Here is a 21,283-nt window from a genome sequence, read left to right on the forward strand (position 1 = left end):
GGTAAAAAGCTTTTCGGATGATCAAAGGAAATTTGAACTAATGTATTTTCTTACTGAAACAAAAAAACTTTTCAATTTTTAGATAAAACGACAAATCTTACACTTTTAAGAATTAACTTAAACACCTGAATCATTCATAGATTTTTATACAGGGACATTTTTATCAAAAAATTAGGCGAAACTGAAATGTTTCTTTCTTTTTTACAAATCGATTAGATTCCTTCCTAACGGAAGAAAAGAAAAGTTCATTTCTACTAAAAAAGAGCGCACTTTCCCCTTGTTTTTTTGAATAATTTTTAAAATTATCGATTTAACACTCGAATCATAGGTAAGTTAAATTCTGAAGAATCGTTTCAAACTCTTTGTCATACACATTTGCACAACTGAATTGGATTTGAACTCGACGAGCATGATGTGTCAGTCGAGAAGCAACCTTAATGAACCGAAAACGAATGGTATCGATAAGAGATTTTATTTCTGTTTTTGGAAATACTAAGTATTTCATTAACTGAATAAGATCATAAGCAATTCCGCTAATAGTCATCCGGATGGCATTCGTCAAAAACGCAGAGCTATCTGTTTTATCAAAATAGAAGCCTGACTTGATTTCTTTAATAAAGTTTTCCATAGTCCCACGGTTTTGGTACATCTTAAACACTTGGTCATTGCGAATAACAGTAGAAAGATTAGTTGTCACAAATTCATGGCGAAAAAGCAATCCATCGCGTGTCGATTTTATCACTACTCTTTGAGGTTTCTTCCATGATTTTGCTTGATAATCGATGTTAAAGTACTGAACTTCTGTTTCTTCCCAATTCGTATCATCACCATAGGTGATCAGATGTTCTGCAATCGTTTGAAGTTTCGTATTAGCTTTTAGACGGATCACAAATTGAACGGAGTAATCGTCTGCTAGTTCATAAACTTCAGGTGTGGCAAATCCGCTGTCTCCACGTACCAGAATATTTAACTCAGTTGTACGGTCTTTATAGGAATCTAGTAAATCACGGACAAAAGAACCGACACCTTTTGAGGTATATTGGTTTCCAGAACGCAGCTTAGCTCCAAGAAAAAGACCTGTAAGTCCATCAAAAGCAAGCAATGGATGGTAGCCAGTTGTCCCATAATGAGCATTATAATCAGTAGACTCTTGGTTACCAAATGTATCAGAATGAGTAGAATCTAAATCTAAAACCATTTCTTGTGTAGCTTGAGATTCATGAAACAGCTTGATTAAGGCTTGTGTCAAGTCATTCAATTCATCTAAATTTTTTTCTGTCGATTCTGAAAAGAACCGAGAGATAGTTGGCTGTGAACTGCCTTCTTGTTCATCTAAGATGAGCTTAAAAACGGGATCATGCCGCAAGGCATTGGCTGCGCTATCCGACTTATAACCTGAAATGAGTTGATACAGTACCTGAAGAAACGTTGTGTTCTTTGAATGGGTAAAGAATTTCCGCTTGTCTTCAAAATGCACATTTTTCTTCACTAATTTATTAAACTGAATTTTTTCGAGGAACTCACGAACCAAAATCAATCCGCCATGGGAAGATAGCTTTTCACTTTTTGAGGAAATTTGAACATTTTTATTGAAACTTAGTCGATTATCGCGTAAATTTGACATATAGAACACCTCTGTTTTGTATTTTCGTCAAATCTACATTAACAGAAAGGTGTTCTTTTTTCACGCACCAAATGGGTGAAAAAAGAAACTCTTTACAAATGTTGAAGAAATACGGTTTTAGAGCGCAAACTCATAAAACTATGAATTATCTAGGATCCCAATTTTAAAGATAAGTCTAAATTGAAAGACCATATTTTTGAGACACTGAACTTTTACTACCCGCAGTGTATCGACCATCAAAACGGTGGTTTCATGGGGGGATTTCTTGATGACGGGACAGTGAATGATACAAAAACAAAGCAATTGGTTGGCGTGTCTCGATTCACCTACATTTTTAGTGTGGGGGCTTTGCTTGGTGGACCAGATTGGTGTTTACAATCCGCCAAAAGAGGCATTCAAGCGATTCAAAATGACCATTTAGATCCGGTCAATGGCGGGTATTTTTTTCAACTATCTGGTCAAGACGTTGTTGATGATGCAAAAATGGCTTATGGGCATGCGTTTGTTTTGCTGGCAGCATCTTTGGCTTATCCAAGCTGGTCATTGATACGGTTTTTGATGTGCTTGAGACTCATTTTTGGGATCCGGAAATCGGTTTGTACAGTGATGAATGGACCAGTGATTGGACTGAACAAGCATCCTATAGAGGGCAAAATGCTAATATGCATATGTGCGAAGCCTGTCTAACCGCCTACGAAGCAACAAAAGAAGCGGTGTATTTAGATAAAGCTTATCGGCTCGCAAAAAATATCACACAAGACGTGGCTTCCAAACCTCATCAGCTGATTTGGGAACACTACACCCCTGATTGGAAGGCTGATTTCTCCTTTAACAAGGGATTAACGAAAGATGAATATCGGCCATATGGATTTATCCCAGGCCATCAAGTCGAATGGGCGAAGTTATTGATGTGGCTTGATCATCACCGATCTGAACCATGGATGCTAGATGAGGCCCGCTATCTCTTCGATGAGAGCTGGCAACTAGCTTGGGACAAGACGAAGTGACGACAATCGCTGAGGGATTAGCCAAAGCGGATCCTGACAATACCGATGCTTATCACGAAAATGCAGCGACCTACAATGAAAAATTGCAGGCATTGGATGACGCGTTCAAAACGGCCTTTGATGGTGCTGAAAACAGAGAATTCGTGACGCAACATGCAGCGTTTGCCTATTTAGCCAAGCGTTATGATTTGACCCAAGTCGCTATTTCAGGATTATCGCCAGAATCTGAACCCAGTCCAGCAAAGTTGGCTGAACTAACAGATTTTGTTCAAGAACACGATGTTCACTACATTTATTATGAAGAAAATGCCAGCTCTGCAATAGCAGAAACATTGGCCAATGAAGTGGGCGTTGAATTGCTTGTTTTAAGCCCAATAGAAGGGGTCTCTCAAGAAGATCAAGACGCTGGGATGGATTACATCAAAGTCATGGAAGCCAATTTGGATGCATTGAAAAAAACAATCCAGTAAACAGCAAAAGAGGTTTAGGCTTTTGAGTCTACCGGATAGTGGTTTCTATTTAGAGCGAAGATATTCGCTCTTTTTTTTATGTCCAAGGCTATCAAGAGGTTAGCAAAAAATGTGACAAGATTAGTGTTGGGAGGCGTTTTTCGGTAATGAGCTGATTGCTGCAGGGGGGATTGCGCCAGCAGCTTTTTGTTTGAACACATTAGGTGCCATACCGGTTTCTTTTCGGAATAAGCGACTAAAGTAGGCAATATCAGGATAACCAACGGCTTGGGCCACGTCAGTAATCGTGTGATTCGGATTTTTGAGCCATTCTTTTGCACGGTCTATTCGATACCGCCTGAGATAGTGACTGTAAGTTGTGCCGACCACTTCTTTGAATGTGCGGCTAACGTAACTTTTATTGAGGTGCATGAAGGTAGCTAATGTCCCCAATGTGATCTCTTTATCATAATTTTGATGGATGTATTGCATCATTTGGTGTGCACTTTCCTTAGACGTATCTGTCACAGACTCGCGATGATAATCTAAAAGCGAAACCTGATTCAAAGCCAAAATAGCGCGATGAATAGCTGTTTTACAAAGCTTCAAATCTAATGGTTTAACCAGATAATCGATTGCACCACAACGCAGTGCAGTGAGGAGACGATCATAGTTTGGTTGATCATCGAACAAAATCACTTTAACATTTGGTTGAATGCCTAGGATATTCATTTTGTAGTCAAAGATGGTATCTGTTGGGTCACTGCCAAGATTCAGTAAGAGCAAGTCGATGGCGTGATGTTGAGCCAATCTGTAGGCCGTCTTAGCAGTCGCCTGATCGGGCAAAAGGGTGACATTAAAAAAGACATCACTAAAAAGCTGTTTAAGTGTCGCCTCATCTTCAGGCTCAAAGCCAACGAGAAGAGCATCGCACATGTCAATCAATCCTTTCCAAACGGACTGTTTTGCCGCTGTGATTATCTTGATTGTACCCTTAAATGGCCGTTAATGCAAATAAAAGAGAGAAAAAGTGTCGGCATCCCATTTAGTGAAAGGAAATAAAAATTGTCCAAAAAGAGGTCAAATAATTCCTAACAGTTATAATGTAAACGCTTTAAAATAAGGTTATACCAATCAGAAAGAGGGAATACGCATGATGAACCAGCAAAGCAAAACGACAGAAAAAGCCGTCACAACGGCTGAAAAGGCGACGACGGTAGAAGCTTTAATTGAAATGGCTAAAAAAGCACAAGAGCAATATGCTGACTTTTCCCAAAATCAAGTTGATGCTATTGTTAAAAATGTATCAGAAAAGTTAACGATAGCAGCTGAGTCCTTAGCAGAACTGGCGCATACTGAAACAGGATTTGGTAATGTTGCAGATAAAACCACTAAAAATTTGTTTGCCAGCGAGGGCGTTTATCATCAGCTAAAAGATGAAAAAACGGTGGGCATCATCCACAAAGATGATGTCAATCAAGTCGTTGAATACGCGATTCCAATGGGAGTTGTTGCCGCACTTGTACCGATGACAAACCCAACTTCAACTGTTATATTCAAATCGCTTATTGCCCTAAAGACGCGTAATGCAATCGTCTTTTCACCTCACCCACACGCCGTTAAGGCCATCAGTGAAACGGCACGTTTAGTCAATGAAGCAGCTGTTCAGGCAGGGGCGCCAGATGGGTTGATTCAAGTGATTGAGAAACCGTCACTAGAAGGCACGCAAACTTTAATGAAGCACATTGATACAGCCTTAATTTTAGCAACTGGTGGCGGACAAATGGTTAAAGCAGCTTATTCATCTGGTAATCCAGCAATTGGGGTTGGACCTGGTAATGGTCCAGCTTTGATTGATGACTCAGCTGATGTTGACGCGGCTATTCAAAAAATCATTAAAAGTAAGACCTTTGATTATGGGACCATTTGTGCATCAGAACAATCGATCATTACGCTTGCAACGGTTAAGGCAGCGGTTAAAGAGGCTTTGATTGAAAATAACGCCTACTTGTTGAGCAAAGCTGAAAGTGACCAATTAGCCACCATTCTCCTTCGTGAAAACGGCATGATGAATCCACAAATTGTGGGGCAGTCAGCCTATCATGTGGCCCAACTAGCAGGGATAACCGTCCCACAAGAAACCTCAGTTTTGGTTGCAGAATCAGATGAGGTGAGCCAAACAAATCCTTATTCTCGTGAAAAATTGACACCTGTCTTGGGATTGTTTACCGTCTCGGATTGGTCACAAGGCATCGCCAAGTGCAATGCTATCTTAAGAAATGAAGGTGCTGGACATACCGCGGCATTGCATACGAAGCGTTTAGATCATGCTGAAGAATTTGGTGAAAAAATCGTTGCTTCTCGGTTACTGGTTAATACGCCATCGACTTTCGGCGGTATCGGTGCTTCAACAGGATTGGCACCGTCACTAACATTAGGTTGTGGCGCAATTGGTGGCAGCAGTATTTCAGATAACGTTGAAGTAAAGCATTTGTTAAATATCAAACGTTTGGCCTATCATGTGACTGACATTTAAAAAGAGTCTAGAACTGTCAAAACTAAAAACGCCTACACAAAAGCGCGACACATAAAAAAGAAATACAAGACGGATGAGTGCGAGAGCCACTGCCGTCCTGTGTTTCTTTTTTAGCACATATCACTTTTTTATTACAGATCAAGTTGTGCACGTGAAAATGATGGTATCTAAGGGTGCTGAGTGGCATCTTCGTTGCAATTTTGTTGTGGTTAACGGATAAAAGAATGAAGAACGACGTGTTTGACAGACTCATTGTTGGCGACTCGCCAAAGGGGGACATGGTCAAGCGACAGTAAGAAAAAGGTGTGGGAATGATAACGCGATTTAGCCAAACGAAGGGAAACGTGGTTTGATGAATGGCGGTTTTTGATGAGGGATAAGATGCCGACCGTCTTACACTATATGAAACGGTCACTTTCTGAAGAACCGGCAATAGAAAAAGTGACACACCATTTTGGTTACAGTAAGTTTCACTTCAGCTGAGAATTTAAACGACACACTGGATTTTCTGCTGCCAATTGTCGCAACGACACTAACCAAAGCCTCCCGCTACCACTTCAGAAATATACCAGATGGGACTTATTATCTGTTAGTTTGTTCGATTGAAAGCACAATGAACCCGTTGTGTTACTTCGTTCTTGATGATTGTTTGCAAGGGCGAAAAGAAGACAGCCGTCACTTCCCTGCAGATTCGAATAAACAATTTGTTGTTGTATTGTGTGAACCTTTGCCGGAAGATCCTCCTATTCTAGTCAACTTACCTCAGTTGTTAACGGATTCATTGAAATTGCGCAATAAATGAGAAGTGTTTCTTTCCTGCCTATGAGAAGATGGGTATAACCTAACCTCAGTGAAATTTAGAAAGGAAGATTCATTATGGCGATGACGCTAACACCCTATTTGTTACTCGATGGACAGTCAAAAGAGCCGTAGATTTTTATACGAATGTATTTGACGCAGAAGTGTATGGTATAGAGTATTTAAATGACTGGTCAGATGAGTTTGAAGGTCCTATTCCTGATAGTTTTGAATGTCATGTGATACATGCGCACTTGATTATCGGTGGCTCAGCACTTATATTAGCGGACACCTTACCCGGACAGCCGTTTCAATCGGGGTCTTCTATTTACCCCCCCCCATGATTTCAGTCAACAACAAGGCGTTTAAAGAAGTTTTTGAAACTGTCATCAATTATGGTGGCTTATCCGTTTTATTAAAAACAAATTTTTTTTGTAGGGCTTATCTTGTTCTCATTATGTATGATAAGACACACCAACGATGAAGTGTGTTATAGTTAGAAGGTATATAATGGGTTAAATTTAATTTTAGAAAGAGATGATTATGGGATTTTGATATCTATTAATAGCTGTTATTAGTATCGGTTTTATTGTATTTAACGTGAGGGATGATGTAATGAATAAAACAACGGGTCTATTGTCTATTCCATCATCAGCTTATGCGTACTTTTCCCGTGGTTTACACCCTTTTTAATGGGTTCCGTTTCTTGAGTGAAAGCAGTTATTCGGATGGAAAAGGTGTGTTGGGTAAACTAAACGGACAGCATGCTGCTGAAAAAAGGCAACTTAATATATAGAATCCAGAAAAATGAGTTGTGATGAAGACTGTTAGACAGAATGATCGGACACTATAGAGAATGGAGGCACTATTTTGAAAAAAACTGTGTTTATATTGGGATGTATCATGCTTGTTTTTGTAAGTTTGCCAACCGCGAAAGTGCACGCTGAAGAAAGCCACTTTTCAACAGAGGCACCGGAGCTAATTTACGACTTGGCACAGGGTGGAACACAAACATTCGAACGTGTCAGCCCTGAAGGAGAGCCATTAGTCATAGAAGTTGAAGAAATGCCCAATAGTTTACGAAGTGTTAAAAATGACACGTATAAAATATCAGCATCTACAGCTGGTCAATGGCAGGCGAGTTATCAAATTGACGTCAGTCAGAACAAGATTATAAAAGCGTACGCACCTGCTATTGTGGCCTACATAGGCAGTTTTACAAGTGCAATATTAAAAGTAGATCATGCGACACAAGCTACCTATTACTTGAAAAGAAAAGTATTTTTGTTCACGACGACAATCAATCTAAGAGCAAAAGTACAGTCTAATAAAATTGCAATTACGTACTAGTTGCTAAATCAAGTAATTAACAGTCGTCGTTCCCCAGCCAAGAATATCGCTTAAAATACCATAACCTATAAATAGATTGAAGACGATGCAACAAACACAGGCTACGGACACAAACGTGTAGAGTGTGTTTGTTTTTTTATTTCTAGCCATTACGATGGGCGAACTAATGAGGCCCAATGGTGCAATCAGAAATCCTAGGAAAGAAAGAACCAATAATAATAACCCTTCATCTTTCTCACTTGTACCAAGAATAAAATCTAACTTTTTATAATTTTCTTCAACCTGAATCATTCATAGATTTTTATACAGGGACATTTTTATCAAAAAATTAGGCGAAACTGAAATGTTTCTTTCTTTTTTACAAATCGATTAGATTCCTTCCTAACGGAAGAAAAGAAAAGTTCATTTCTACTAAAAAAGAGCGCACTTTCCCCTTGTTTTTTTGAATAATTTTTAAAATTATCGATTTAACACTCGAATCATAGGTAAGTTAAATTCTGAAGAATCGTTTCAAACTCTTTGTCATACACATTTGCACAACTGAATTGGATTTGAACTCGACGAGCATGATGTGTCAGTCGAGAAGCAACCTTAATGAACCGAAAACGAATGGTATCGATAAGAGATTTTATTTCTGTTTTTGGAAATACTAAGTATTTCATTAACTGAATAAGATCATAAGCAATTCCGCTAATAGTCATCCGGATGGCATTCGTCAAAAACGCAGAGCTATCTGTTTTATCAAAATAGAGGCCTGACTTGATTTCTTTAATAAAGTTTTCCATAGTCCCACGGTTTTGGTACATCTTAAACACTTGGTCATTGCGAATAACAGTAGAAAGATTAGTTGTCACAAATTCATGGCGAAAAAGCAATCCATCGCGTGTCGATTTTATCACTACTCTTTGAGGTTTCTTCCATGATTTTGCTTGATAATCGATGTTAAAGTACTGAACTTCTGTTTCTTCCCAATTCGTATCATCACCATAGGTGATCAGATGTTCTGCAATCGTTTGAAGTTTCGTATTAGCTTTTAGACGGATCACAAATTGAACGGAGTAATCGTCTGCTAGTTCATAAACTTCAGGTGTGGCAAATCCGCTGTCTCCACGTACCAGAATATTTAACTCAGTTGTACGGTCTTTATAGGAATCTAGTAAATCACGGACAAAAGAACCGACACCTTTTGAGGTATATTGGTTTCCAGAACGCAGCTTAGCTCCAAGAAAAAGACCTGTAAGTCCATCAAAAGCAAGCAATGGATGGTAGCCAGTTGTCCCATAATGAGCATTATAATCAGTAGACTCTTGGTTACCAAATGTATCAGAATGAGTAGAATCTAAATCTAAAACCATTTCTTGTGTAGCTTGAGATTCATGAAACAGCTCGATTAAGGCTTGTGTCAAGTCATTCAATTCATCTAAATTTTTTTCTGTCGATTCTGAAAAGAACCGAGAGATAGTTGGCTGTGAACTGCCTTCTTGTTCATCTAAGATGAGCTTAAAAACGGGATCATGCCGCAAGGCATTGGCTGCGCTATCCGACTTATAACCTGAAATGAGTTGATACAGTACCTGAAGAAACGTTGTGTTCTTTGAATGGGTAAAGAATTTCCGCTTGTCTTCAAAATGCACATTTTTCTTCACTAATTTATTAAACTGAATTTTTTCGAGGAACTCACGAACCAAAATCAATCCGCCATGGGAAGATAGCTTTTCACTTTTTGAGGAAATTTGAACATTTTTATTGAAACTTAGTCGATTATCGCGTAAATTTGACATATAGAACACCTCTGTTTTGTATTTTCGTCAAATCTACATTAACAGAAAGGTGTTCTTTTTTCACGCACCAAATGGGTGAAAAAAGAAACTCTTTACAAATGTTGAAGAAATACGGTTTTAGAGCGCAAACTCATAAAACTATGAATTATCTAGGTAAACAATGGATTCCATAAAAATGCTAATGGTGAAAGAATTAGAGGAAATCGAATTAATATATTTTCGGAAGAAGAATTTATTTTAAAAAATGATGGACACACTCATACAAAGAGTTATCCTTTACCATACAGGTCAATTACAAATACTACTGATGTATTTGTAATACTACAGAACATTCTTGAGTATGCCAATATCCAAAATAAAGAAATGATTCAACTAACTGTTCAAGATGGTTTTGATATATAATAAGGGAGAGGGGGTGTTCTTTTTGAAAGCAAACGATATGGCTTTAAACTACTTTGATTGGGTGAAAAATAATCATCAGTTTCAAGACGTTAATAATAATACCATCGAAGTACAGACACCTTTTCTCGACAACTTTGGTGATAATATTTCCTTGATTGTAATAAAAGACGGTTCGAATTTCAAAATTACAGATGAAGGTTATACTATTTGGAATTTAAAGTCTAATGGAATAGATTTAATGAAGAATACTACGTTGAGAAATCAATTAATGCATTCAATTATTGATTTCGATTCCGCTAATCTGAGTACGAATAATGAAATCATTAAAGTATCAGATGAAAAAAACTTAAGTCAATCTATACATGAAATGACTCAAACTTTATTAAGGCTATCTGATTTGTCTTTCACTCACAGTAGTAGAATAAAAACAATCTTTTATCAAGAAGTGTTAGAGTACTTTTCAGAAAATAAATCGCAGTATAATTACTTTCCAAATTTCTATATAACGGGAAAGTCACAATTAAAACATAAGATTGATTATCTTTTTTTTAATAAAGACCGAGAAAGAAAATTAGTGAAAGTGCAAAATTCACTCAATAAAAATAGTGTGGATTCAGTTTTAATAAGTTGGTTAGATACCTCTTCGTATAGAGCTGTTAATTATGGTGAGAATACTACACTTGATGTAATTGTGAGTGGAGAAAATTATAGTAATGTTAAAGAAGAATTTATACAAGCTCTTAATGAATATAATATTGGAGTAGTTAACTTCGATAATAAAGAAGAGTTGCAGAGCAGATTTGCTTAAAAAATGACTTTTTTTAACTTTACGTCTTAAGATTAAGAAATAAAGCAACTAACAAAAAAATATACAAAAAGCCATCAAGTTTAGTTTCTCACTTGATGGCTTTATTACATACTATTTCCCGTGGCAATGTTTGTATTTCTTCCCACTGCCGCACGGACAAGGTTCATTTCGACCAATTTTTTTTACTTGGACAGGTTCTTGCTTTCCAGCGTTCTTATTTGTAAAAGGAACAACATTATTAGGAATGGAAGATAGTGTATGATGATTTTTAATTAATTCGCTTGGTGTATGGCCACGATTGGACCATTTGCGTGAATGGTTGTTTAAGTCTTGATATAGAGTGCTAAAGTCTTGTACGTCTTCAAAGTCATCAAAAAGAATATCAAACTGATTATCTAATTCTTGAACTAGTCCACGCATGCCAAAATCGAGTTTAATATACGCCATAATCATATCCATGACATCTACAAGTTTTTCTGAACTCATTTTTTTAGCAAAAAACCGTTTCATTTTCTTATATTGAGCAGTTCGCTCATCAAATTCGTGTTTAGCAAAATACTGGATATCTACTTTTGTTGGCTGGTAGTAGTCATGTATGGAATGATTCTGGATGAAGTTAGGTACTTCTGTTTCATCCATAACCGAATCATCAAAAATAAATTCTAAATTATCGGTAATTCTGAGCCGTTCTTCAAACCAGCCTAATTGAACAACCTCAAACAAAAAGTCAGTTTTTTCAAGTTGATGCTTCTTGTTGTATTTGTTCCACGTTTCAACAATAAAGTTTGCTTCAAAAGCACCGTATAAATTCAAAAAGGCATTTGTATAGTTACGGATAAGATTTCTGAAATGGTGGGTTTCTTTGAATTCGGTATCATCAATGAAAGTCAGCAGCATGTCTCTGGTTTCCTTTGGCAATACTAACGTGTAGGTGCCTTTGTAATAAAAGAGGAAAACCCAACGATGGTGTAATAAATCGAATAATTCAAAATGCTTACGCGAAAATGAAAGAAAATCAATTTCTTTGGGACCACTTATCAGTTCTTTTAAGAGTTGAATATTTTCTGTCGGTTGAAAAGTTAACTTATATTGACTTTTAAGAGACAGCTGTTTAAAAAAGTCCTCTGCAATGACCTGTTTTGTTTTACTGCGGCGAACTTTAAAATCTATATCTTGAGCTATTGCCAACATGTCTTCTTTTGAATAAATCGTTAAGCACTCTGTAAAAGAAAAGACTGGTCTATGCGAAACCAGGATGTGACCAAATAATTCGGCCATCATTTCTTGGGTGTATTCTTCAGGCATCTAGTAGGCCTCCTTTATGTTCATTCCGATTTAGTTGAGTAGTTTAAAAATATCGTTAAAAAGGTTGAAAGTCAATAAATGATGAAAGGAGGTTTGTGTCAAGTTTTTCTCGATCATCCTATTTTACTGCTTGATTAGGCACTCTATTTTTGTACACTTGTTGCTACCGCGCAGCTTCGCCGCTTGCTGGCCTATCTGTTTAAAGAACGTTCCGCAAACCAGGAACCTTCTCCAAACAGACAGGAATCAACGAAAACTCTTAATGAGTTGTCCTAAAGCTGAAGAGTTTGAAGCGGACAAAGAGATGGTTCCCATTTTAGCTCCTAAAGAAGGACGGGTTCTTTCCTGGAATAAGGATGCCAAACGAACCGTCCGTTTGGCCTGACGTTGCTGTCTGCTACTTCTATTTTGCTGATGAAGATAGGCTTCGCGTAATGTTTGGTTAAACATCCCTTGTTTGACTTTTACCATCGCTTCGCAACCACGCTTGCTCCAATGCATGCCTCGTTTTTTCATCCGAAATGAAATATGGCGTTGATGAGACTCCATCGCCCCTAAGCGTCTGGCGTCCTTCGGTGCGCTTTCCAATTTTTCACGCCAATCAAAAATACGCTCCCAGTTGTTTGAAATATAGGTTCTAAATTCCTTTAATTTTTTGAGTTCTTGAGCGTCTTCCAAAGTACTTTCATAGGTATCCATCCAAATGGTAAACAGGTCTTTATCGTGGTTTTTAAGGGCTTGCTTGATAGGTGTTTTAAATTCATGCGCTTGCCTTCCAAATGCTCGATTCAAGCTTTGAGAAACATGATAAGCATCTAACTGATTGAGAACTGGAAAAGCGGACTGAGAAAAAGCTTCTTGAAACTTTTCGGCAGTATACCCTTGACCACCATCACTATTCGTTATGACTTGAGACTGTTGTAAAGCATAACGATTAGCCGTAAAAGCTTGAACTTCTGACCAAAAACCGGCTGATTTTTTGATTGTCATAATAACTTTGGGCTCCTTCAAGGAGACCCGTTTGCCATTTTTCTCCCATCCTTCATAGAGGAGGGCATGATGAACTTCTATGCATTTTTTCTTTTTAGTTCCCCGCACAAAAACACCATCTGCCTCGGCATAAAAGTAGTCCACTTTTTTTCCTGTTGGTAAGGTAGCTGATTCCTCTAGTTCGGTCACCGTCTCTTCGTCCTCGTTGGCTTGAGCTTCTCCTACACGTTTTAGTATGGTGCCCACGGTTTGATGACTAATCGTCATGGCTGTCCATTCATTCAGGATATCTGCGGTATCTCGATAAGTAGCTTTACTCGCCAATTCGGCCACTTTCACTTCTACTAATGGACTATGACGCTGGTATTTTCGAATGCCTAACCACTCATCTAGCGGATAATGGTTCTGATGATTTTGGTCCATCATTAAGGTACGGCGGTACCGAACGGGACCGAAAATAAACTGGACCGTTTTCCAATCCTCTCGTTTCACTTTCCAGCCTTCACGCTGTTTTTCCTCTTTGATCACTTGGTTGAGGTTGGTGAAAATCTGCCCCATTAACTGAGCGAACATATCATACATACAGACTTGAATGGCTTCTTCTGTATCTATTAAGTTACTCGAATCCTTTATTATTTGGTAAACCTTTGATATAATTTTATCCATAAGAAGGCCTCTTTCATTTATGTATTTGCCGTGCAAAGCATACATTTATGATAAAGTGCCTTCTTTCTTTTTTCCAGTAAATTTATTAACTCTCGAGAACTATTTTACACATACTGAAAGGAGATGATGAGAATAAAAAATGATTTGACAGAAATTACAGTTGAATAAATCAGACTTAGGATGTTTAAAAGACTGACAAAAGACGTTTAGAAAACTTTTTACTTTGTTATAATGACATTAACAATGTAGAGGAGTGATAGATTTGGCAATCGAAATGCTGCAAAATGGTCTATTACTGATGTGAAAAAGAGTCCTATGGATGTTTTTGAAAAATCAGAAGAGCTAAAACAAGGTATTTACATTCTTAATAGGAATGATGTTGCTGGAGTAGTTCTATCAAAAGAAGTGTATGAAGGTTTATTGAGCCAAATTGAGGAATTAGAAGAAAAAACATGTGAAGCTGAGGTTGCTAGAAGAATCGCAATTCAAGATTCTCAAGAAAATCCGGTTACATTTACGGTAGAAGAAGTAATGGGAGAAGAATTAGCAAATACAAAATATGATCCTGATGAAGCTGATGGTTGGGAATAATGGCTTACAAAATAAAATTTACCCAAGAATCGACTAAAGACTTTGTGTCAATGATAAATGAAAATGTCCCGATTTTATTCAAATTTGAGTTAGGTTCACTGTCATTATTTCGTTGATCCTATTCCTGGCAAAACTACCGCGCTACGCTTGGTAAAGTTGATTCAGGAAATGGCTTCGAAAACCACGAAGCCATTTTCTGAATCAACTGAAATTAGCGTTCTAAATCTATTTTCTAGTTAAAAACTTGTATTCATGTTCTAGAATTGGTTTTAAGAGCTTCCTTTTGGTTTTTCTTCCGAAGATAGCGATCATAAGATGCTTTTTTCCAAGGATGGCTCATTGGAGGGATATGCACCTGCATCTTTTTACGTTCGATTGGCTTATCGAATTCTTTTGAAACTTTTTCGTGAAGCGGAATTTCTTTTAACATGAAAAGTGAATCCTGATGACTAGCATACAGTTGATTTTCTTTAGTATGAATAATCATTAACTTCGTTTTTGGGGCCAATAAGACGTGCTGATTTTGATTATATAAATGATATAACTTGTTCTGATATTTGAGTGCGTGTCCCTTCTGGACAACTCGGTGTGAAAAGCGAGCCAGTATATAATCTAAATGGATATCTTTTGGTAGCTTTTCAAAAACACTTTTGGTATCGTTTAGCTGTAAAGCAAATTTGGCGTTATATGTAGGAATATAATGTTTCAAAAATTGGTTTGCTTCTTCAATGGATTGGATATTTTTTAAGGCCATTTCATTTAGGAGACGATCTTGGAGGGTATTCCATAATCGTTCAATTCTTCCTTTTGCTTGAGGAATACTTGTTGTGGTTAACTCTATTCCCAAGTTATGGCAGGCATATCCATATTGTGTAAAAGTGTCCTTCTCTTCTGAAGGGCTCTTTTCTTGTTTATAGTGAAAGATGGTTCGATTATCCGTCAAAATATTATACGGAATACCGTAGGTAGTCAGACACTGATGTGTTACTTCGTAATAGGCATCTAATGTTTCTTCTTTATCAAAGTAAGCCCCAACCACGATTCCAGTGGCGTCATCTATAGCAGCGTGGAGATGCGCATATTTTCCGTTTTGAAACCAATCGTGTCTTGAAGCGTCCATTTGAAGCTGTTCACCTTTATATTTCTTTCGTGAGCGGCTAGGATGAGCTTTCACAGGATCTACGTATTCTAATTCATTTAAAACTTGGCTCTCTTTCTTTGTTAGTAGTTGGTCAGACCGTTCTTTCTCTTTTAATTCTTTGCGCTTCGTTCGTTGTGTTTTTTTAGAAGCACGAGGAGAAAGAATATGTTTTTGATATAATAAATTGCGAACGGTCGTATAAGAGACGGTTACTTGTTCTTCCTCCTGCAGTTTTTCTGTAAAATGGAACAAATTAAAACCATCATATTTCTTTCTGTAGAGTCGAATAATCTTTTGTTGGGTTTCTTTTGACAACGTTGTAGCGGGAGTTCGTCCCTTGTTCCCATGCTTAAAACCTTTTTTTCCTTGCGTTTTATAGCGATTAACCAATCGGTTAATCTGCCTACGGGATAAATCTAGTTCAATCTCTGCCCGCTCCTTTGAACACTGACCATTACATACTTTTTTTATGACTTCATATTTTTTGTTTTCAAACATAGTTAATTCTGCTCCCATTCTATCTCTCCAATCCAATAAGATTAGAGTAACGTAGTTATGGGACATTTTCATTTGTTATTTATTAAGACATTATCATTTGTTAATGACAGTTTTTTGTTGAATATAGCTAAAGTCATATTGACGTAGCGAAAACGTTTAGATATAATGTAGTAGGACAGTTTGTTAATTATGCATGTTATGCATATGAAATAACGGTTACTTAAATAGCACGGAGGGGGGTAATTGAATATGTCAAAAACAGTCGTTAAGAACAATGAATCTCTTGATGATGCTCTTCGTCGCTTCAAACGTTCCGTTTCTAAAACAGGTACTATGCAAGAAGCTCGCAAACGGGAATTTTATGAAAAACCTAGCGTAAGACGTAAGAAAAAATCTGAAGCAGCTAGAAAACGCAAGCATTAATCCTTGCAAGTCTTTAGAATTGAGGTTGAAGAAGCGTGACTCTATTAACTACGATCAATGAAGATGTTAAAACAGCAATGAAAGCTAGAGATAAAGAAAAGCTTTCTGTATTGCGTATGTTGAAATCTGCATTGCAAAACGAACAAATCAAAAAAGGTACGGAATTGAATGAGGAAGAAGAATTGTCAGTTCTTTCTCGTGAAATGAAGCAAAGAAGAGACTCACTAACTGAATTCAAGAATGCAGATCGTCAAGATTTGGTCGAGAAATTGGAAAATGAGATCGTCATTGTGGAAGGCTACCTGCCTAAACAGTTAACTGAAGAAGAACTTCAATCGATCGTTCAAGAAGTGATTGCTTCTGTGAACGCAACGTCCACCAGCGACTTTGGTAAAGTTATGGGTGCCATAATGCCCAAAGTTAAAGGCAAAGCTGATGGCAACGCAGTAAATCGAATCGTGAAAGAACAGCTTTCTTAGGAAAGTTTTGTATCAGCGATTTTAAAAGATGGTTTCGAATGTCTATTCGAAGCCATCTTTTTTTGTCCAAAGAAAGTTGCTTTCGTATTGAAAAGGTTTTCTTTTTTTGGGAGACAAAATCCATACAACATCCCGTTAATACTTGTTAAGAGAAGCCGGATTTACGATAAATGCATCAAAACATTCGTTGGAAACTCTTGATATAGTTGTTAGATAGCTTCTTTTTACCGTTAAAATATGCTATGATTTGTATAAATAAAAAAAGGAAGTGTTTGCCGATTGTCTGAACTTACAAATGAAACTCGTACACTAGAACTAAAAAATCCTGATAAAGCCATTAATCTTTTCGGTTCACAAGATCGAAATTTGACATTGATTGAAGAATCTATGAATGTGGTCATCCATACTCGCGGAGATAAGTTAGAGATTGTAGGATCTAAAGAAAACGTAGATTTAGTAAGTGAAATGTTTATCCAGTTGCAAGAATTATTGAAGACAGGTATACAAATCGGACAAGCCGATATCGTTACAGCTGTAAAAATGGCCAATCGAGGTACTTTATCGAAATTTATCAGTATGTATGAAGAAGAGATTGGCCGAGATCATGATGGCAAACCTATTCGGATAAAAACCTTTGGTCAGCGACAATATGTGCATTCAATTCAAAAAAATGACGTGGTTTTTGGTGTCGGGCCTGCTGGTACAGGAAAAACTTACCTTGCAGTTGTCATGGCAGTTTCTGCATTGAAAAAAGGAGACGTCAAACGAATCATCATTAGTCGCCCAGCTGTAGAAGCTGGAGAAAGTTTAGGCTTTTTACCAGGTGACTTGAAGGAGAAAGTCGATCCTTATTTGAGACCGATTTATGATGCCATGTACAGCATTTTCGGTTCTGAACATACAGCTCGTTTGATGGATCGTGGAGTCATCGAGATTGCTCCTTTAGCTTATATGAGAGGGAGAACACTAGATGATGCATTTGTTATCTTAGATGAAGCTCAAAATACAACTGTTCCACAAATGAAGATGTTCTTGACTCGTTTAGGATTTGGCTCAAAAATGATCGTCAATGGCGATGTGACCCAAATCGACTTGCCAAGAGGAACGACAAGTGGTCTAGTTCATGCAGAACGAGTATTGCGTTCTGTTAAGGGCATTAAATTCAGCACCTTTGATGCTGCGGACGTTGTGCGTCACCCTGTAGTAGCAAGCATCATTGAAGCCTACAGCGAAGAAAAGACTGAATCGTTGCTGAACCAAGACAAAGAAGAGAAGAAACAATAAACAACAGAGGAGAATACACATGATGAAAGTGTTCACTATAGTGAAAAACAAATTAGGAAAGTTTTTTATTCCTTTAATCATGTTGTTGTTCTCCTCTGTTTTGTTTGCCTTAATGTATTCAGGATTAAAACCGGATGTGTTGGATATCCAACTGTATGAAGTCGCAGACACCACAATAAGAGCGAATTCGACCGTTGAAGATACGGCACAGACAGAAATCAATCAAAAAATTGCTGCAGACAATGTGGCGCCTGTTTACAGTTTCAACTCAGAGTTGAAAAATAAACAGCTGTCAAAAGTCCAGTTATTGTTTGTGACGATTGAAGAAATTCAAAAGCTGGAGAAATCTCGTGCCACTAAACCCGAAGATGCGGATGAAGAAACTGATGCCGCACCTGTAGTAGAAGAAGAACCGCTAACCACAGAAGAAAAGTACAGTATGTTTCAGGAAAAAACGACTAATTTAGAACAAGCTGCTCAAGATTTTATAGCGGAAATTCCTGAGTGGATCATTGTAGAGTTATTAAATACTCCTTCTGATACGCTAACTAAATTAAGTGATTTGGTCACTACGATCACTTCCAAAAAAATGTCTGAACCCATACGAGCGGATCAATTAAAAGAAACGATTGAAGACGCTCAAGACACGATCCAATACAGTGACCTTGATAGTTCGTATCAGCGAATAGGGTATTTGATTGTCGATCAAGCTATTGTTGAAAATAATATCTATAATGATCAAGCAACCGAACAAGCTAGACAACAGGCCATGGATAATGTGCAGCCGGTCATGATCTTGCAAGGGCAAGTAATCGTTCAAGAAGGGCATGTGGTAGATAGTACAGATATCCACCAATTAGAGTTGTTGGGCATGTTGGATGACGAACCATCCTATCAAATGTTGTACAGCTTACTGGTTTTACTAGCTGCTCAAATTACTGGAATCTATTACATCACTAAGATCGAAACCACGTCATCTGAGAAAATGACAAAAGTCATTGTACTGTACAGTTTATTGGTGATTGTCAGTGTAGCGATAATGAAAGGCTTGCAGCTGCTGCAATTAGCTGGAATCAACAATATTGCTTTTCTTTATCCTGCAGCCTTAGCGCCAATGCTGGCAAATGCATTTCTATCCAGTCGTTTCAGTTATTTCTTAAACAGCTTTTTGCCGGTGTTTTCGATTTTTGTTTTTGCAGATTACAAAGGAACCACTAGCGCATTGATCATTGCTGTTATTTACAGCTTGAATGGCTTGTTTGGTGCCTTTACGAAACAGCAAAAAGAGCAGAAAATATCTGGCAGCTTACTTTGGTTAATGATAATAGGAAATGGTATAGTAATGTTATCAATGATTCTTTATCTAAACCAACCTGTATTTACGATCCAAACGCTTATGATGCTCGTTTATTCGATTCTAGGCGGAATATTGTCTTATGTATTTTCCATTATGTTGATTCCTTATATTGATGTTTACTATGACGATAAAGCTGTATTGACTATGAATGAGTTGTCTAATCCGAATCAGCCATTATTGAAATTGCTGCTCACGAAAGCTCCTGGAACCTATCACCATAGTTTGATGGTGGCTAATCTAAGTTCCAACGCAGTGAGTGCGATTGGCGGGGATTCGTTATTCACTCGTGTGGCGTGTTATTACCATGATGTCGGGAAGCTGACGCATCCATTGTTTTTTGTAGAGAATCTGCCAAGCGGTATGGATAATCCTCATCGGCTGTTATCGCCATACGAAAGCAAAGACATCATTTTAGGACATGTCTCTGAAGGTGTGAGGATATTAAAAGAAGCCAATATGCCTGAGTCGATCATTGATATTTGTGCGCAACATCATGGAACAACACTGGTCAAATATTTTTACGCGGAAGCTAAAAAAGAAAATCCAGATGTAGATGAAAGCGAGTTTCGCTATCCTGGTCCTAAACCTCAATCAAGAGAAGCAGCGATTATCAACATCGCTGATAGTGCCGAGGCAGCATGTCGTTCAATGTCCAACCCGACGAAAAAATCGATTGAAGACTTTGTCCACTCTTTGATTGCCGAGCGTTTTAGAGAAGGTCAATTCAATGAATGCTCAATTACTATGGAAGAGTTGCACATTGTTGAAAATTCCTTAGTCGAAAGTTTAGTGGGAACGTTCCATAGTCGGATCGAATACCCAAAAATAGAACCTCACAATGAAAAATCTTAAAAAATGAATGAGAAATTTAAGGAGTTGGTCAAGTTTTATGGAATTAGATTTATTTGATGAAACCAATACGGTATCTTCAGAACAAACAGAACTAGTCCGTACGTTATTGGAATTTGCGGCAGGAAAGCTGGAGCTGCCGGAAAATACTGAGGTCTCTGTTACCTTTGTCACGAATGAACGGATCCAAGAGATCAATCGCGAATACCGGGACAAAGATCAGCCGACAGATGTCATCAGCTTTGCGTTAGAAGACGAAGTGGATGATGAGCCGGATTTCTTCTTAGGTGATTTTGAAGGTCTTATTCCTAAAAATATCGGGGATATCATTATTTCGATCGATAGAACAAAAGAGCAAGCTATCGAGTATGGACACTCATTCCAAAGAGAACTTGGTTTTCTGGCCTTACATGGATTTTTGCATTTGAACGGTTACGATCATATGGAGCCGGAAGATGAGAAAGAAATGTTTGGGCTGCAAAATGAAATACTAAAGGAGTATGGTCTTGGACGAGAATAAAAAAAGCACTAAAAACCGAAGATACATTGATTCTTTTAAATATGCTTTTATAGGAGTCACCACTGTATTTCGTGAGGAACGAAATATGCGTACACATGTAACGTTAGGTTTGGCAGCTATTTTATTGAGTCTTTTTTGCAATCTTACTACGATAGAATGGCTTTGGATGTTGCTGTGTGTGTTTCTAGTCTTTGTGATGGAAATTTGGAATACAGTTATTGAAAATGTCGTAGATTTAGTAGTAGATCACCATTTTCACCCTATAGCTAAAAAAGCTAAAGATATGGCAGCGGCGGCGGTATTGGTAACGTCCCTATTTTCACTGATTGTTGGCGGAACCATTTTGCTGCCTAAGATTTTTAGTTGGTTTGTATAAATTTACGTTTAATCCTATAAAAAAATACTTATTCAAGGAGCTATTATTT

20 protein-coding genes are annotated in these 21,283 nt (G+C 37.7%); 14 read left to right on the forward strand and 6 right to left on the reverse strand.

All coding sequences use genetic code 11. From position 1 onward, the window contains the following. Positions 1–322: 322 nt before the first annotated feature. The gene (locus LMF32_RS10640) at positions 323–1,624 is read right to left on the reverse strand and encodes an IS1380 family transposase (RefSeq protein WP_087059323.1); all 1,302 of its coding nucleotides are present in this window, start codon (positions 1,622–1,624) and stop codon (positions 323–325) included. A 180-nt stretch (positions 1,625–1,804) separates the two neighbouring features. On the opposite strand from LMF32_RS10640, the gene LMF32_RS13625 reads away from it, so the two are divergent. From LMF32_RS13625 to LMF32_RS10650, 3 genes are read left to right on the forward strand one after another with little or no spacing between them, the layout of a single operon-like run. Further along, positions 1,805–2,311 (forward strand): AGE family epimerase/isomerase, encoded by a 507-nt coding sequence (locus LMF32_RS13625; RefSeq protein WP_278046295.1) that lies wholly within the window; start codon positions 1,805–1,807, stop codon positions 2,309–2,311. Continuing rightward, positions 2,221–2,631, forward strand: a complete 411-nt coding sequence (locus tag LMF32_RS13630; RefSeq protein ID WP_278046296.1) for an AGE family epimerase/isomerase — start codon at positions 2,221–2,223, stop codon at positions 2,629–2,631. Before LMF32_RS13625 ends, LMF32_RS13630 begins: the two co-directional genes overlap by 91 nt. After that, positions 2,613–3,101: a zinc ABC transporter substrate-binding protein gene (locus tag LMF32_RS10650; RefSeq protein ID WP_230524717.1), complete on the forward strand. Its 489-nt coding sequence runs from the start codon at positions 2,613–2,615 to the stop codon at positions 3,099–3,101. The genes LMF32_RS13630 and LMF32_RS10650 overlap by 19 nt, the downstream gene beginning before the upstream one ends. 120 nt (positions 3,102–3,221) lie before the next feature. On the opposite strand, the gene LMF32_RS10655 is transcribed toward LMF32_RS10650, so the two are convergent. After that, positions 3,222–3,890: an AraC family transcriptional regulator gene (locus LMF32_RS10655; protein WP_230524718.1), complete on the reverse strand. Its 669-nt coding sequence runs from the start codon at positions 3,888–3,890 to the stop codon at positions 3,222–3,224. Between the two features lie 343 nt (positions 3,891–4,233). Between LMF32_RS10655 and LMF32_RS10660 the strand changes: the two genes are divergently transcribed. The 3 genes from LMF32_RS10660 (at position 4,234) to LMF32_RS10670 (ending at position 7,764) form a co-directional block, all read left to right on the forward strand. Next, positions 4,234–5,616, forward strand: coding sequence for an aldehyde dehydrogenase family protein (locus LMF32_RS10660; RefSeq protein ID WP_230524719.1), 1,383 nt, complete (start codon positions 4,234–4,236; stop codon positions 5,614–5,616). 454 nt (positions 5,617–6,070) lie between these two features. Further along, complete coding sequence (locus LMF32_RS10665) at positions 6,071–6,418, forward strand: hypothetical protein (RefSeq protein ID WP_230524720.1); 348 nt, start codon at positions 6,071–6,073, stop codon at positions 6,416–6,418. Positions 6,419–7,284: 866 nt separating this feature from the next. Continuing rightward, positions 7,285–7,764: a DUF5626 family protein gene (locus LMF32_RS10670; protein WP_230524721.1), complete on the forward strand. Its 480-nt coding sequence runs from the start codon at positions 7,285–7,287 to the stop codon at positions 7,762–7,764. 479 nt (positions 7,765–8,243) lie between these two features. Here LMF32_RS10670 and LMF32_RS10675 read toward each other — a convergent pair whose 3' ends face one another. Then, on the reverse strand, positions 8,244–9,545 hold the full coding sequence (locus LMF32_RS10675; RefSeq protein WP_230524722.1) for an IS1380 family transposase: 1,302 nt from the start codon (positions 9,543–9,545) through the stop codon (positions 8,244–8,246). Positions 9,546–9,969: 424 nt separating this feature from the next. Between LMF32_RS10675 and LMF32_RS10680 the strand changes: the two genes are divergently transcribed. Then, positions 9,970–10,755: a DUF1828 domain-containing protein gene (locus tag LMF32_RS10680; RefSeq protein ID WP_188203814.1), complete on the forward strand. Its 786-nt coding sequence runs from the start codon at positions 9,970–9,972 to the stop codon at positions 10,753–10,755. Between the two features lie 111 nt (positions 10,756–10,866). On the opposite strand, the gene LMF32_RS10685 is transcribed toward LMF32_RS10680, so the two are convergent. Both LMF32_RS10685 and LMF32_RS10690 read right to left on the reverse strand, forming a co-directional pair. After that, positions 10,867–12,060: an SEC-C domain-containing protein gene (locus tag LMF32_RS10685; RefSeq protein WP_188203813.1), complete on the reverse strand. Its 1,194-nt coding sequence runs from the start codon at positions 12,058–12,060 to the stop codon at positions 10,867–10,869. A 246-nt stretch (positions 12,061–12,306) separates the two neighbouring features. Further along, complete coding sequence (locus tag LMF32_RS10690) at positions 12,307–13,716, reverse strand: ISLre2 family transposase (protein ID WP_188203812.1); 1,410 nt, start codon at positions 13,714–13,716, stop codon at positions 12,307–12,309. Positions 13,717–14,031: 315 nt separating this feature from the next. Here LMF32_RS10690 and LMF32_RS10695 point away from each other — a divergent pair, with 315 nt between their 5' ends. Further along, positions 14,032–14,307, forward strand: coding sequence for a type II toxin-antitoxin system Phd/YefM family antitoxin (locus tag LMF32_RS10695; protein WP_230524723.1), 276 nt, complete (start codon positions 14,032–14,034; stop codon positions 14,305–14,307). A gap of 250 nt (positions 14,308–14,557) precedes the next feature. On the opposite strand, the gene LMF32_RS10700 is transcribed toward LMF32_RS10695, so the two are convergent. Beyond that, positions 14,558–15,964, reverse strand: a complete 1,407-nt coding sequence (locus LMF32_RS10700) for an ISNCY family transposase (RefSeq protein WP_230523607.1) — start codon at positions 15,962–15,964, stop codon at positions 14,558–14,560. 231 nt (positions 15,965–16,195) lie between these two features. On the opposite strand from LMF32_RS10700, the gene rpsU reads away from it, so the two are divergent. The 6 genes from rpsU to LMF32_RS10730 all read left to right on the forward strand — a co-directional run bounded on the left by rpsU (position 16,196) and on the right by LMF32_RS10730 (position 21,234). Continuing rightward, positions 16,196–16,369, forward strand: coding sequence for a 30S ribosomal protein S21 (gene rpsU, locus LMF32_RS10705; protein ID WP_092479968.1), 174 nt, complete (start codon positions 16,196–16,198; stop codon positions 16,367–16,369). 35 nt (positions 16,370–16,404) lie between these two features. Beyond that, positions 16,405–16,848, forward strand: coding sequence for a GatB/YqeY domain-containing protein (locus LMF32_RS10710; RefSeq protein WP_230524724.1), 444 nt, complete (start codon positions 16,405–16,407; stop codon positions 16,846–16,848). Between the two features lie 279 nt (positions 16,849–17,127). Then, a complete protein-coding gene (locus LMF32_RS10715) occupies positions 17,128–18,132 on the forward strand; it encodes a PhoH family protein (RefSeq protein WP_230524725.1) in 1,005 nt (334 codons plus the stop codon). Between the two features lie 19 nt (positions 18,133–18,151). Continuing rightward, positions 18,152–20,341, forward strand: coding sequence for an HDIG domain-containing metalloprotein (locus tag LMF32_RS10720; protein WP_230524726.1), 2,190 nt, complete (start codon positions 18,152–18,154; stop codon positions 20,339–20,341). Between the two features lie 37 nt (positions 20,342–20,378). Beyond that, the gene (gene ybeY / locus LMF32_RS10725; protein ID WP_092479971.1) at positions 20,379–20,858 is read left to right on the forward strand and encodes an rRNA maturation RNase YbeY; all 480 of its coding nucleotides are present in this window, start codon (positions 20,379–20,381) and stop codon (positions 20,856–20,858) included. After that, positions 20,839–21,234, forward strand: a complete 396-nt coding sequence (locus LMF32_RS10730) for a diacylglycerol kinase (RefSeq protein ID WP_230524727.1) — start codon at positions 20,839–20,841, stop codon at positions 21,232–21,234. Before ybeY ends, LMF32_RS10730 begins: the two co-directional genes overlap by 20 nt. Positions 21,235–21,283: the final 49 nt, after the last annotated feature.

Source organism: Desemzia sp. C1 (assembly GCF_020882875.1).
GTDB lineage: Bacteria > Bacillota > Bacilli > Lactobacillales > Carnobacteriaceae > Desemzia > Desemzia incerta.